Below are 12,654 nucleotides of genomic sequence, written 5' to 3'. Positions count from 1 at the left end.
GTTAGTATTGAGTTAAAACTCTAAAGATAAACAATAGCAGGCAGTAAAAGAGGAGGGTGAGGAGTTTTAACTATTTTTCAAATGGGTATTCTTTGAAATAGTTAACATACAATGCAACGACATAACTATAACTTTCAATTCCGCCAGATTGGTTATTTGCTTTTAAGAATCCACTATAAGTATTTCTAAACAAAGGTTCTAAAGGATTTTCATAACTGTTCCAAAACGCTCTTACTTCTTGGTAATTCCTAACAACACCAATGTTAAGTGTATCTACAATAGATTCGTATAGCTTAGGTTCTCGTTTGTATACTTCACCTAAACAGTGTCTTAGAATAAAGGCATAACCTGAGTATTGAAAATAAGCATCTGGATGATGTATGGACGCCATACTTCCTATAAAGTTGGCTTCGTTTTCTGCGGCATAGCCCAATTGATGAGCAACCTCATGACTAGCAGTTGTTGGGTATTTAAACTTAGGAAGCAAACCATCTATTTGGGCTTCATTAGTAAAAGGATTCAAATATCCTGAGAATCCCATGTATGTTAACTGTAAGCTATAGATAGATTTCTTGATGCTTCTTTTAGGATATTTAAAATGCTCATATTTTTTAGACAACTCATCATAACCATCAGGGACCATATCTATGAGTTCATTTTTGGTGTAAGGAAACTCAATTTTGAGAGTATCATTAGTACTTAGCACAGCATGAGCCTCATTGGTTTTTGCAATCAATTGATGTGTAACTTCCAGGAGTTCTTCTGTAGAATACTCATGACCAATTTCTAATGACTCATGGAGTGGGAGTCTATAGTAATTGAATGCCCAAAGGATGTGAAACGCAAAGTATGCTATTGAGACGGCGGCTAGCACATCCACAATCCAACTACGAGTATCCTTAATAATCCGTTTTCGATTTTTGACTAGCCACTTTAAGGCTAAGAGAATAATGATAGTATAAAAAATATCTCCAAAAGAAAACGGCAGCCAGCCGAAGGCATAGTGCATTAGTAGGGCAATGAATTTGTAGATACCATTGCTGTAAACCTGCTCTACAAATTCAGGAAAGTAGGATAATAGTTTTATAACTATAATTTGAATTGGCAGCGCAAGAACTATAATAGACTTTGGTTTCATTATCACCAAAAGTAAAAAAGTAAATGAACATGAGCATTATTCATGGATAACATAATAGGTTTAATTACTTTTGTTGAGCTAAAAAATAAAATATGAATTCAGATATAAGAGAATTAGAGCCAGTATCACTTTGGAATAAGTTTGCTGACCTTAATGCAGTGCCTAGAGCTTCGAAAAAAGAAGAGCGCGTCATTCAGTTTATGGTTGATTTTGGAACTAAACTTGGTTTAGAAACCATTACAGATGCAGTTGGTAACGTTATTATTAGAAAGCCTGCTACCGAAGGTATGGAAGACCGTAAAATGATTGTTATGCAATCGCATTTGGACATGGTGCACCAAAAAAATAACGACACTGTTTTCGATTTTGATACGCAAGGGATAGACATGTTTATTGAAGGTGATTGGGTGAAAGCCAAAGGCACTACTCTTGGAGCAGATAATGGTCTTGGTGTAGCAACGATTATGGCAATTCTGGAAAGTAATAATATTGAACATCCTGCCATTGAAGCTTTATTTACCATTGATGAAGAAACTGGGATGACAGGAGCCATGGGGCTTGAAGGTGGTGTGCTGCAAGGTGAAATATTACTGAATTTAGATACTGAAGAAGATGATGAAATTGGCGTAGGATGCGCTGGTGGAATTGATGTTACTGCAACAAGATCTTATGCTGAAGAAGATACACCTGAAATAAAGACAGGATATAAGATTGAGGTTAAAGGATTACAAGGCGGACATTCTGGAATGCAAATTCATGAAGGTTTGGGTAATGCCAATAAGATCATGAACAGATTGTTGTTTGATGGGTTTGAAAACTTCGGGTTGCGTATTTCCGAGATTGATGGTGGAAGCCTTCGTAATGCAATTCCACGCGAAAGTGTAGCGATGGTCGCTATTGACAGTGTTCATGAAGAAGCGTTTGTCCATGAAATGAATCTTTTGGCTTCAAGCATTAAAAAAGAATTAAAAACGATGGAACCAGAGTTGGAAATAGAGTTCTCCGAAATTGAAACACCTCAGAGTATTATGGATCTTGGGGTGCAAGAAGGGCTTACTAGAGCAATTTATGCGGCAACCAATGGTGTTTATAGAATGAGTGCTGATATTCCAGATTTGGTCGAAACTTCAAATAACATTGCCAGAGTCATCGTTAAGGATGGTCAAATAAAAATAGGTTGTCTTACGCGTTCTTCTGTAGAAAGTTCTAAGATGGATTTGGCAAATGCCTTAAGAGCTACTTTTGAGCTTACAGGCTGCGAAGTAGAATTTTCGGGAAGTTATCCTGGATGGACACCAAATATGGATTCTGCTATATTGAAGGTTATGGTAGATATTTATAAGCAACAGAACAATGGAGAAGAACCTCATGTTGCCGCTTGCCACGCTGGATTAGAGTGTGGTATTCTTGGTACCAATTATCCTGAAATGGATATGATTAGTTTCGGTCCAAATATTAAAGGCGCACATTCTCCTGACGAGCGTGCACAGATTTCTTCAGTACAAAAGTATTGGAAGTTTGTCTTAGAGATTTTGAAAAATATTCCTAAAGCATAAGCATAAAAAAACCAGCTCATCGAGCTGGTTTTTTTTATTTAGTTTGTGCCGTCTACAATTTCGACCATCTCTAATACAAATACTAAATCTGTATTAGGAGGAATGAAGCCACCACCAGCTCCGCGTTCGCCATAGGCTAGGTGAGATGGTAAATAAAAATAGGCTTTATCACCAACCTTCATTTGCATTAATCCTTCTCTAAAGCCTGGAACTAAACGTGCATTTGGAGATACCAACATCTTTGAAGGCTTGTATAAGTCTCTAGCAACCTTTGCAGGGTTCAGTTTTCCGTAATGTCTCATTTCAACATCTTCGATATTACTGTCGAATAATCTACCATCGGTAAAGTGTCCTTGATAATTAACCAAAACATTCTGACCTATATTTGGCTTAGGGCCTTCACCTCTTTTGATGTAATGTATCTTTAATCCAGATGCTAGTGTTTCAACATCTTTATTGTATTCATCAAACTCAGCTTTCATAGGAACTCCTGCTTCAATGTTTCTTTCTTCACGTTCCTTTGCTTCAGCTTCAGCTTTTAATTTTTGTTCTTCTCTGATTTTGTTTAGAGACTCTTCAACTTTTGGCATTTCTTCTTCAAAAACCTTAGGTGCATTAAATGATTTTGCAGCAGATCCTTTTCGGATGATGTTCATTTTAGTAATCACAACATCTTCTACAGGCTTGTTTCTTGCGCCTACTTTTACATTAGATATTGAATCTTGTATTTCGATTCCCTGAACCAATTCACCAAAAACAGAGTGGCAGCTTACTCTTGGTTGATCACAAGGTTTTAAGTTACCTTCTGCATCAAAAGCATCTAAGCTAGGGTAAGGTACTTCTGTAATAAAGAATTGACTGCTATTGGTATTGAATCCACCACTGTTTGCCATTGATAGCATTCCAGGTTTATCGTGTTTTAATTCAGCATCAAAATCCGCTGCAAAACGATACCCAGGATTTCCACCACCAGTAGCTGTATGGTCTCCACCTTGAATCATGAATTGATCCATTACTCTGTGGAATGTGATACTATCGTAATAAGGTTTTCCTTTAAACTTCTCATCTACCATTGGATGATCTCCTTCTGCTAAGGCTACAAAATTGGCAACGGTTACAGGTACTTTGTCATAATATAGTTTTGCAATCATTGTACCTTTTGTAGTAATAATTTCTGCATACAAGCCATCTTCTAAATCTGGATATTGTGCTTTGCATGAAGTCATGAAGGTTAAGAAACCTATTAGCGCTATTGTCAATAGTCTATTCATCATCTTTGTTTTGAGTTATAGTGTTTAAAGTTACTTTACAAATTAGTGGAATATTAGTGCCTATTTTCTTGGTGTCACCATAATAACCATAGGCTTTCTGGGATGGGAAGAAAAAGGTAATAGTTTCAGAAGGTTTCATGAGTTTGAGTCCTTCTCTCAATCCTGTGAAGATTTCTTCCTGATCCATTGCATAGCTCTGTGGGCCTAATTCTTCTTCAGAATAAATAAGATTACCATCTAGGTCTTTAATGTTATAATTGAAATTGAGAACGTCACCAAAGTCAGCTGTAATAGTGTCTTGCTCTACTTTATTGTGGTAATAGTACCAAAACCCACTTTCAGAAGCGATATACTCATTCTCAGAGTCATTATCTATAATCTGCTTTATGCGTTTGTGTTCTCGTTCATTTAGTTTCTTGTTGCGCTCTATAGATTCTTTATAGAAAGAACCCGATGACACTGTTTCTGGTAAACGTGCTTCAGGGGATTTACAGCTAAAAAATATCAGTGAAATAAAAAGAAAGATAGTAAGCTGCTTCATAGACTCAAGGCATTTTTATAGTTTGGTAAGATACTAATAAATTTTTCAACGGTATCTTGTAATGATAAATCACTACGCCCACCAGCTGCATTAGTATGACCACCACCATTAAAGTGTGCTCTCGAAAATTCATTTACAGAGAAATCTCCTTTACTGCGTAAGGATATTTTCACAATATCTTCTTGACGATTTTCAATAAAAATAGCAGCAAATATGATTCCTTTTAAAGATAGCCCATAGTTGACAACACCTTCTGTATCACCTTTTTGAAAGTTGTATGTGTCTAGCTCTTCTTGACTTAAGGTAATGTATGCTGTACGTAATTCTGGAATCACTTTTAGGTTTTTTAAAGCACAACCTAATAACTGTAAACGTTCATAACTATTGTTGTCATATATACTATTATGAATTTGTGCATTATTAGCACCTTTTTCAATGAGACTAGCAACAATATGATGTGTTTTATTGGACGTTGAAGGGAATCTAAAAGACCCTGTGTCAGTCATGATTCCTGCATAAAGACATGTCGCTATATCTGAATTAATCTTATCAGAATCACCAAGCATATCAATAAAGTTGTACACCATTTCACATGTAGAAGACATATCTACATCAGAATAGACAAACTTAGCATAGTCGTCTGGTTGCTGATGATGATCAATCATTACATAAGTAGCATTGGCATCTTTCAGGCTATGAACCATATCTCCAGCTCTAAACAGTGCATTAAAATCTAGTGTGAAAATTAAGTCAGCATCAGATATAAGTGTATCTGCTTCATCTTTAGATGTATCATAATGCAGAATATCACTTTCGTTCGGCATCCACTTCAGAAAACCTGGGTAATCATTTGGCGCAATTACTTTAGCATTATGATCATTCAAAAGTAAATAATGATATAACGCTAGCGTAGAGCCTATCGCATCACCATCAGGATTTTTGTGAGGCACAATAATTATGGATTTAGGTGCGCTTAGAAGTGTTTTTAATTCTGAAATTTCCTTAGCCGTCATAGAGGACGAATATACAATTTTTTAATATTGAATAGCGTGGTTTTTTTAGAAGAAATACATTACTTTTGCAACCGATTTTTAAAACAAAACCATGGCAACGAATAGAACATTTACAATGCTTAAGCCAGATGCTGTTGAAAAAGGACACATTGGCGCAATATTAGAAAAAATTACAGCTTCAGGATTTAGAATTGTGGCAATGAAGTTGACTCAAATGACAAAGGCAGATGCTCAAGAATTTTATGCAATCCATAAAGAGCGTCCATTCTTCGGAGAATTAGTAGAGTACATGACAAGAGGACCAATAGTAGCTGCTATCTTAGAAAAAGATAATGCAGTTGAAGATTTTAGAACTTTAATTGGTGCTACAAACCCTGCTGAGGCTGCAGAAGGAACTATCCGTAAGTTATATGCTGCTTCAATTGGTGAGAACGCTGTGCATGGTAGTGATAGCGACGAGAATGCTGCAATAGAAGGAAACTTCCATTTTTCTGGTAGAGAGCAGTTCTAAACTTGTTAATACTTATTATACTAAAGCAGCTTTAAAAGCTGCTTTTTTTATGCTTGTATTTATTGAGCTGGTAAATAGAAAAAACCGCTAAAATCATCTCACCAAATAACCCAATAATAAAGGGTAAAGATGGTACACCATCTAAAATAAAGCTTAATATTCTACCTAAGGCTAATCCACTCATAAAGGCAATATTCAGAATTGTTGCCGTAAACCAAAAACGCGATTTCAAGATTCCAAATAACCAAATGATAGCTATACATAAGTATAAAAACATTATAGCTCTAAATATATTGGAGAGGTCTATGGTTTTGACTTCGAAGTCGAAATAGTAATGAAGTATACTTGCAGGATTTATGCCATAAGCAAATGCTACGGGTACAACTATTATCGTAGAGATAATTAGATGAAGGTTCTCAAGTATGTTCAGCTTTTGTTTCATTTACTCTAATACGATACGTTCAATAAGTAGCTCAAAATCTTCAGATTTTTTATTTCCAATCAAAACACCAACTTCTGCAAGTCGTTGTCCAGTAAAGTTTGGTAAATTTAGTTTATGCCCTCTTAAAAACGGTATCATTGTATTGAAAGGAATTTCTATAGTTTGCCATTGACCAGAGGTAATAAAATAAGCGATATAAGAGTGACGGTCGTTAGTATTGTATTTTGCTCTTAGCTGATATCGTTTACCATCGCCCCTTACTCTTAACTTTAATACAGTGTATTTAGATCCGTCGATGGTATCAAAGCGATATCGAATCAATGAAAATCCGCCATTATTTTCAAGTGATATAGTACCATAAAACTTAAGAAAGTTGTCTGAAGTTAACACTGGCTTGCCTTTTGAAAGTCCACCCATGACACCATCATTTACAATTACCCAATAGTTGATAGGTTGATTTTCAGTGGAATCGTAAATTACCATAACGTTTAAGAATAAAATAAAAATTACAGCTATTGTTGTTTAGAAGCTTCATTAATAAATCACCTCAATACAAGTTTATTTATTAAGGGTTTGCCCAGAGATTCATTGAGCATTTTTATAATTTTCTCTTTGCCATAGCTTAATTCTTCTCTCAATACAGAAGAACTCAACTGCACATACAAGGTATCTCTTTGCAACTGCACATCTGTAGTATAACTATTAACGCCATTTCCCATAAGTTTTATCCAAGCCTCTCTGACATTGACTTTGTCTAAGCCAGTTTGCAGATTGTTAGTATCCACAAATTCTTTGAGAATGTCTTGTATAGACTGATTATCGTTATTACGTTTGCTCATGGGTTATATTGAGAGGTTCGTAGCGTTTATAAATATAGGTAGTATTTGCATCATTTTTTAAATGCAACACATTTTCTTCAGCTTTTAGTACACGTTCAGTCCAGGTGCTTAGTGCTGTGGTATATTCAATCAACAGCTTATTATCTACAGTTTTGAGTTCAAGGGATTCAATATCGTCAGAGGCTTCGTAAGAACCGTCCAAATTTGGCTTTAGCTTTTTTCTGAACCCTTTCAAGCTATCATTAATACTTATATAGTCAATCGTTAAGCTAATACTATATGTTCTCTCAGTGCCATCGGGAAGTACGACTTTTTCTATCTCCCAATACCCTGAAAGATTTGGAATCATGTCTTCTGGAGAATCAGAACACTGAAACAAAAACACAAAAAGCAAATAATACCATCGTTTCATAGCTTGAACATTTTATAGGATTGGTGCGTTTCTTTGACCACGTTCTCTGTACGTTCTGGATGCGTGTCGCTAATAAACAATTGTCCAAAGTGTGAATCGTCTACCATTTTAATAATCTGAGAGACTCGGTTTTCATCTAGTTTATCAAAAACATCATCCAAAAGTAGGATAGGAGATACACCACTGAGCTCTTTTACAAAATCAAATTGTGCCAGCTTCAAAGCAATTAAAAATGATTTTTGCTGACCTTGACTTCCAAACTTTTTTATTGGATGTTCATCTATCAAAAAGTTGAGGTCATCCTTGTGTATACCTACACTAGAGTATTGCAAGGCTCTGTCTTTGGCAAGGCTATTTTCAAAAAGTGTTATTAAATCATCATTAAATAAATCACTCTTATAGCTAAGTGTGACTTGTTCCTTATCATTACTAATGGCAGTATAGTGCTTATTAAAAATAGGCTCGAAAGCTTTTATGAAAGCATCTCTCACTTCAAATATAGCTGTGCCATATTCACTCAGTTGCGCATTATAGACAGATAAGGTTTCGGCATTAAATGTATTATTGAGTGCAAAATATTTGAGCAAAGCGTTTCGCTGAGAAAGTACTTTGTTATAATTGATGAGGTTGCTTAAATAAGTTTTATCATTCTGGGCAATAACACTATCTATGAACTTTCGCCGCGTTTCGCTGCCTTCAATAATAAGGTCTCTATCCGCTGGAGAAATAATAACCAAAGGAATAAACCCAATATGGTCACTAAAGCGATCATAAGGCTTGCCATTACGCTTAATGATTTTTTTTTGCCCTCGTTTTAGAGAGACAATAATCTTTTCATCTTCATTAGACTTTTCAAAAATTCCATCAACAACAAAGAAGGCTTCACCATGTTTTATATTCTGACTGGATATAGGATTGAAGTAACTTTTTCCGAAGGCCAAATGATATATAGCATCCAAAATATTGGTCTTCCCTATACCGTTTTCACCTACAAAACAATTGATCTTACTATCGAAAGTAAACGACTTGCTTTCAAAATTTTTGTAGTTGATCAAGGATAGTTCTTTGAGTTTCATTAACTAAGGGTATGTAGGAAATTGACAGAATTAAACCTGCAAATTATCGAAAAATAACAAATAAATAGCCTTTTATTTACCAATAAAAATTTTATTTTTGCGGCGCACAAATTGAGAATATATGGCAACGTATAAGAAAAGAGGATACAAAAAACCAACACCAAAGGTTAAGAAAGATAAGGACGAAGAACTTTTTGAAGGAGAATCGGCAACTAAAGAGGTGTTTAATACCTTAGACGAAACAGCAAATAAAACTGAAGAGTGGGTTGCTAAGAACCAAAAGGCAATTTTTACTGTTGTTGGAGTTATCGCTGTAGTAGTATTGGGATACTTAGGATACGATAAATACATTGCAGCACCTAAGAACCAAGAAGCAATGAACGAAATGTTCAAAGCACAACAATATTTTGACCAAGCTGTTAATGGTGTAGAAAAGGATTCTTTATACACACTTTCGTTGCACGGAGGAGAAGGAAAGCTTGGTATGATTGATATTGCAGACCAATATAGTGGAACAGATGCTGGAAATCTAGCAAATTACTACGCTGGTATGGCTTACCTTAATCTTAAAGACTACCAAAACGCAATTACGTATTTGAGCGATTTTTCTAGTAATGATGAAATGCTTGCGCCAATTGCAAAAGGTGGAATCGGAGATGCATTCGTTCAGTTAAATCAACCACAGGATGCATTAGGGTATTATGAAGAGGCTGCCAAAATGAAGAGCAATGACTTTACAACACCTATGTACTTATTAAAAGCAGCTAATGTTGCTATGAGTCTAGGTGATAATGCTAAAGCTTTAGGTTACTTAAAACAAATCAAAGACGAATTTCCTAAATCTAGCGAAGCTACTCAAGTAGAAGTGCTAATAGGAAAGGCGGAAGCTAGCTTATAATCATGGCTACTGAAAATCATAATTTATCAAATTACGATAAATCTACAATCCCAAACGCGAAACACCTTCGGTTTGGGATTGTTGTTTCTGAATGGAATGATACCATTACAGAAGGACTATACAATGGTGCCCATGACACACTGATTGATTGCGGAGCTCAACCAGAAAACATTACTAGATGGAATGTGCCGGGAAGTTTTGAGTTGATCTATGGCAGTAAAAAAATGCAAGAGCAAGATGTAGATGTTGTTATTGCGATAGGTTGTGTCATTCAAGGAGAGACCAAGCATTTCGATTTTGTTTGCGAAGGCGTTACTCAAGGAATTAAAGACCTAAACCTCAAAGGTGATAAGCCAGTAATCTTTTGCGTATTAACAGACAATACCATGCAGCAATCCATTGAGCGCTCTGGAGGAAAGCATGGTAATAAAGGAGTAGAAGCTGCCATCACTGCTATAAAAATGGCAACACTAGGATCTTAGTCTTATCTCAGTATTTTCATAATTAACCAGTTCTAGATTGTGTTAACAATTTTTAGCAAGCTCAGTTCTTGGGTTTGCTGTATTTTGAGTACATTTGAGTTAATCAATCCAACGGTATATAATGCCCTTGTTTAAGCAGCGAAAACCGAGACAGTTTCAATATAAATCCCGTTTCAATAACGATGGCGAAAACCATAAAGAGAGTTTTCAATCACAATGGGAAGCAGCTAGAAATAGCTCAAAACGAAGAGGCGGAAAGCTGACAGTATTGCCTATTCTAATTGTTTTATTGATTATGGTATTAATTTTGTTGTATATTCTGAAAGGTTACGAATAATCAAGATATGGGACTCTTTAGACTTAGAAAGAATAAAAAATTCAGTTATACACCTCGCCACTATAAAGGTGAAGCAAATCCTTATGAAATTAAACATCGATTTGATGAGTTTAGGACAACTGTAGGAAGTAATTCTGGATTAAAGAACAAGTTCAGTAAAGCTATTGATGATTATAAACATAATCCAGATAAATCGGCTAATCGCAGGGTTTTAATAATTGTTGGCGTTTTAATTTTAATTTTCTTATTTATCATAGACTTTGACTTGTCTATATTCTTTGCAGGACGCTAATGACAGACATCATACAATTATTACCAGATCATGTTGCTAATCAAATTGCCGCAGGAGAAGTTGTGCAACGACCAGCTTCAGTAGTTAAAGAGCTTTTAGAGAACGCAATAGATGCTGATGCCACATCCATAAAACTTATCGTAAAAGACGCAGGAAAAACGCTTATTCAGGTTATCGATGATGGTAAAGGAATGACCACAACAGATGCGCGATTGAGTTTTGAGCGTCATGCAACATCCAAAATAAAATCTGCTGAAGATTTATTTCAGCTCAATACCAAAGGTTTCAGAGGAGAAGCTTTAGCGAGTATTGCTGCTATTGCGCACGTATCGCTTAAAACAAAAACAGAAGATGCAGAATTGGGAACTGAGATTATCATCGAAGGCAGTAGTGTGAAATCCCAAGATGCCATAGTAACACCCAAAGGAACTTCAGTTGCTGTCAAAAACCTGTTTTATAATATTCCAGCCAGACGAAATTTCTTGAAATCCGATGCTGTTGAATTACGACATGTCATTGACGAATTTCATAGAGTCGCTTTGGTGCATCAGGACATTGGGTTTCTAATGTATCATAATGGCAATGAACTCTTCAATTTACCAAAGAGTAATTACAGACAGCGCATTGTTAATGTTCTAGGAGGGAAGACTAATGAAAAACTAGTGCCAGTTGAAGAGGAAACAGAAGTATTAAAACTACAAGGTTTTGTAGGTAAACCTCAGTTTGCTAAGAAGACTAAAGCAGAGCAATTCTTCTTTGTGAATAATCGTTTCATTAAAAGTGCGTATTTAAATCATGCCGTGAACTCTGCTTTTGAAGGCTTGATGAAAGATGGCTATCATCCTACATACTTTTTGAAACTAACGGTAGATCCAAAATCTATTGATATAAATATTCATCCAACTAAGACTGAAATTAAATTCGATGATGAGCATACCTTGTATGCGATAATGCGATCGGCTATAAAGCATAGCTTGGGACAGTTTAATGTTGCACCTGTATTAGATTTTGATAGAGATGCAAATCTTGATACACCGTACAACTATCAGGATAAAAGAGCAGCTGTGCCTTCAATTGAGGTAGACCGTTCGTTTAATCCTTTTAAGGATGAGGTTAGTACTAGCAAAAAAGAGTCATTTTCTTACCATAAAAAAGATAATACAGCACAATGGGAAAGTCTGTATGTTGGATTGGATAGGCAAGAGCCGTCTGGATTGAAGAATATCGAATTTGAAAGTGATTCGTCCACAGATTCTATGTTCAAGGATGAAGATTCTAAACATGGGCAAACCACGTTTCAGCTTCAAAAGAAATATATCGTAAGTACTATAAAGTCTGGGTTATTGGTGATTAACCAGAATAGAGCGCATCAGCGTATCTTATATGAAGGATTATTGAAGAGCATTACCGTAGATGAGTCTGTGAGTCAGCAGTTGTTGTTTCCTTTAAAATTGACATATTCTACGACTGACTTTGAGATTGTGAAACAATTGAAAGGCGATTTGGAATGCATTGGTTTCGTATTCGATGAATTATCGGATAATGATATTACAATCAGTGGGGTTCCTGTTAATCTTACCGAAGGAGAGGTGTCTATTGTTTTAGAAGAACTTATTGCAGATGTGCAACAAGAAGTGCCGGACGATAATTTTAGCATTACCGATTTAATGGCAAAGTCTTTAGCTAAGAGTATGGCGATAAAAAGTGGACAACCATTAACCGTTGAAGAACAGGAGCATATACTCAATAGTTTGTTTGCCTGTAAAGAACCATCAGTAACACCAACTAATAAAGTAACATTTATAACTATGAGCTCTGAGGAGCTAGATAAGAAGTTTGTATAGGG

Annotated in this window: 16 protein-coding genes; 7 read left to right on the top strand and 9 right to left on the bottom strand. The window is 35.7% G+C overall.

From position 1 onward, the window contains the following. Positions 1–70 precede the first annotated feature (70 nt). The gene (locus NCE97_RS04780; protein WP_353777758.1) at positions 71–1,138 is read right to left on the bottom strand and encodes a DUF3810 domain-containing protein; all 1,068 of its coding nucleotides are present in this window, start codon (positions 1,136–1,138) and stop codon (positions 71–73) included. Positions 1,139–1,230: 92 nt separating this feature from the next. Between NCE97_RS04780 and NCE97_RS04775 the strand changes: the two genes are divergently transcribed. After that, on the top strand, positions 1,231–2,694 hold the full coding sequence (locus tag NCE97_RS04775; protein ID WP_353777757.1) for an aminoacyl-histidine dipeptidase: 1,464 nt from the start codon (positions 1,231–1,233) through the stop codon (positions 2,692–2,694). A gap of 38 nt (positions 2,695–2,732) precedes the next feature. Here the strand turns inward: NCE97_RS04775 and NCE97_RS04770 are convergent, their stop codons facing one another. The 3 genes from NCE97_RS04770 to NCE97_RS04760 are packed head-to-tail and all read right to left on the bottom strand — an operon-like array spanning position 2,733 to position 5,519. After that, positions 2,733–3,965 (bottom strand): peptidylprolyl isomerase, encoded by a 1,233-nt coding sequence (locus NCE97_RS04770; protein ID WP_353777756.1) that lies wholly within the window; start codon positions 3,963–3,965, stop codon positions 2,733–2,735. Further along, positions 3,958–4,506 (bottom strand): gliding motility-associated peptidyl-prolyl isomerase GldI, encoded by a 549-nt coding sequence (gldI, locus tag NCE97_RS04765; protein WP_353777755.1) that lies wholly within the window; start codon positions 4,504–4,506, stop codon positions 3,958–3,960. Before gldI ends, NCE97_RS04770 begins: the two co-directional genes overlap by 8 nt. Then, a complete protein-coding gene (locus NCE97_RS04760; RefSeq protein ID WP_353777754.1) occupies positions 4,503–5,519 on the bottom strand; it encodes a DHH family phosphoesterase in 1,017 nt (338 codons plus the stop codon). The genes gldI and NCE97_RS04760 overlap by 4 nt, the downstream gene beginning before the upstream one ends. 91 nt (positions 5,520–5,610) lie before the next feature. Between NCE97_RS04760 and NCE97_RS04755 the strand changes: the two genes are divergently transcribed. Further along, positions 5,611–6,030 carry a nucleoside-diphosphate kinase gene (locus NCE97_RS04755; RefSeq protein WP_353777753.1) on the top strand — a complete coding sequence of 140 codons (420 nt, stop codon included), beginning with the start codon at positions 5,611–5,613 and terminating at the stop codon, positions 6,028–6,030. 31 nt (positions 6,031–6,061) lie between these two features. Here NCE97_RS04755 and NCE97_RS04750 read toward each other — a convergent pair whose 3' ends face one another. From NCE97_RS04750 to recF, 5 genes are read right to left on the bottom strand one after another with little or no spacing between them, the layout of a single operon-like run. Then, positions 6,062–6,472, bottom strand: coding sequence for a DUF4345 domain-containing protein (locus tag NCE97_RS04750; protein ID WP_353777752.1), 411 nt, complete (start codon positions 6,470–6,472; stop codon positions 6,062–6,064). Next, entirely contained in the window at positions 6,473–6,955 is a 483-nt protein-coding gene (locus tag NCE97_RS04745) for a CIA30 family protein (RefSeq protein WP_353777751.1), read from the bottom strand. A gap of 59 nt (positions 6,956–7,014) precedes the next feature. Then, on the bottom strand, positions 7,015–7,311 hold the full coding sequence (locus NCE97_RS04740; protein WP_353777750.1) for a DciA family protein: 297 nt from the start codon (positions 7,309–7,311) through the stop codon (positions 7,015–7,017). Next, positions 7,298–7,723, bottom strand: a complete 426-nt coding sequence (locus NCE97_RS04735; RefSeq protein ID WP_353777749.1) for a lipocalin family protein — start codon at positions 7,721–7,723, stop codon at positions 7,298–7,300. The genes NCE97_RS04740 and NCE97_RS04735 overlap by 14 nt, the downstream gene beginning before the upstream one ends. Next, complete coding sequence (gene recF / locus NCE97_RS04730) at positions 7,720–8,799, bottom strand: DNA replication/repair protein RecF (RefSeq protein ID WP_353777748.1); 1,080 nt, start codon at positions 8,797–8,799, stop codon at positions 7,720–7,722. The genes NCE97_RS04735 and recF overlap by 4 nt, the downstream gene beginning before the upstream one ends. A 121-nt stretch (positions 8,800–8,920) precedes the next feature. Between recF and NCE97_RS04725 the strand changes: the two genes are divergently transcribed. The 5 genes from NCE97_RS04725 to mutL all read left to right on the top strand — a co-directional run bounded on the left by NCE97_RS04725 (position 8,921) and on the right by mutL (position 12,652). Further along, complete coding sequence (locus NCE97_RS04725; RefSeq protein WP_353777747.1) at positions 8,921–9,697, top strand: tetratricopeptide repeat protein; 777 nt, start codon at positions 8,921–8,923, stop codon at positions 9,695–9,697. A 2-nt stretch (positions 9,698–9,699) separates the two neighbouring features. Further along, positions 9,700–10,179, top strand: coding sequence for a 6,7-dimethyl-8-ribityllumazine synthase (gene ribH, locus NCE97_RS04720; protein ID WP_353777746.1), 480 nt, complete (start codon positions 9,700–9,702; stop codon positions 10,177–10,179). A gap of 121 nt (positions 10,180–10,300) precedes the next feature. Further along, the gene (locus NCE97_RS04715; RefSeq protein WP_353777745.1) at positions 10,301–10,516 is read left to right on the top strand and encodes a hypothetical protein; all 216 of its coding nucleotides are present in this window, start codon (positions 10,301–10,303) and stop codon (positions 10,514–10,516) included. Between the two features lie 7 nt (positions 10,517–10,523). Beyond that, on the top strand, positions 10,524–10,808 hold the full coding sequence (locus NCE97_RS04710; protein ID WP_353777743.1) for a riboflavin synthase subunit beta: 285 nt from the start codon (positions 10,524–10,526) through the stop codon (positions 10,806–10,808). Beyond that, positions 10,808–12,652, top strand: a complete 1,845-nt coding sequence (gene mutL, locus NCE97_RS04705; RefSeq protein ID WP_353777742.1) for a DNA mismatch repair endonuclease MutL — start codon at positions 10,808–10,810, stop codon at positions 12,650–12,652. Before NCE97_RS04710 ends, mutL begins: the two co-directional genes overlap by 1 nt. The last annotated feature ends 2 nt before the right edge of the window (positions 12,653–12,654 follow it).

The sequence above is a fragment of the Winogradskyella sp. 3972H.M.0a.05 genome, from assembly GCF_040493455.1.
GTDB lineage: Bacteria > Bacteroidota > Bacteroidia > Flavobacteriales > Flavobacteriaceae > Microcosmobacter.
Note: the sequence above shows the minus strand (reverse complement) of the source record. Positions and strands in the feature narration are given on the sequence as shown.

Excerpts from the sequence above, each read along its gene's own strand:
- NCE97_RS04780 (WP_353777758.1), bottom strand. The coding sequence starts at position 1,138 with ATGAAACCAAAGTCTATTATAGTTCTTGCGCTGCCAATTCAAATTATA.
- NCE97_RS04775 (WP_353777757.1), top strand. The coding sequence starts at position 1,231 with ATGAATTCAGATATAAGAGAATTAGAGCCAGTATCACTTTGGAATAAG.
- NCE97_RS04770 (WP_353777756.1), bottom strand. The coding sequence starts at position 3,965 with ATGAATAGACTATTGACAATAGCGCTAATAGGTTTCTTAACCTTCATG.
- gldI (WP_353777755.1), bottom strand. The coding sequence starts at position 4,506 with ATGAAGCAGCTTACTATCTTTCTTTTTATTTCACTGATATTTTTTAGC.
- NCE97_RS04760 (WP_353777754.1), bottom strand. The coding sequence starts at position 5,519 with ATGACGGCTAAGGAAATTTCAGAATTAAAAACACTTCTAAGCGCACCT.
- NCE97_RS04755 (WP_353777753.1), top strand. The coding sequence starts at position 5,611 with ATGGCAACGAATAGAACATTTACAATGCTTAAGCCAGATGCTGTTGAA.
- NCE97_RS04750 (WP_353777752.1), bottom strand. The coding sequence starts at position 6,472 with ATGAAACAAAAGCTGAACATACTTGAGAACCTTCATCTAATTATCTCT.
- NCE97_RS04745 (WP_353777751.1), bottom strand. The coding sequence starts at position 6,955 with ATGGTAATTTACGATTCCACTGAAAATCAACCTATCAACTATTGGGTA.
- NCE97_RS04740 (WP_353777750.1), bottom strand. The coding sequence starts at position 7,311 with ATGAGCAAACGTAATAACGATAATCAGTCTATACAAGACATTCTCAAA.
- NCE97_RS04735 (WP_353777749.1), bottom strand. The coding sequence starts at position 7,723 with ATGAAACGATGGTATTATTTGCTTTTTGTGTTTTTGTTTCAGTGTTCT.
- recF (WP_353777748.1), bottom strand. The coding sequence starts at position 8,799 with ATGAAACTCAAAGAACTATCCTTGATCAACTACAAAAATTTTGAAAGC.
- NCE97_RS04725 (WP_353777747.1), top strand. The coding sequence starts at position 8,921 with ATGGCAACGTATAAGAAAAGAGGATACAAAAAACCAACACCAAAGGTT.
- ribH (WP_353777746.1), top strand. The coding sequence starts at position 9,700 with ATGGCTACTGAAAATCATAATTTATCAAATTACGATAAATCTACAATC.
- NCE97_RS04715 (WP_353777745.1), top strand. The coding sequence starts at position 10,301 with ATGCCCTTGTTTAAGCAGCGAAAACCGAGACAGTTTCAATATAAATCC.
- NCE97_RS04710 (WP_353777743.1), top strand. The coding sequence starts at position 10,524 with ATGGGACTCTTTAGACTTAGAAAGAATAAAAAATTCAGTTATACACCT.
- mutL (WP_353777742.1), top strand. The coding sequence starts at position 10,808 with ATGACAGACATCATACAATTATTACCAGATCATGTTGCTAATCAAATT.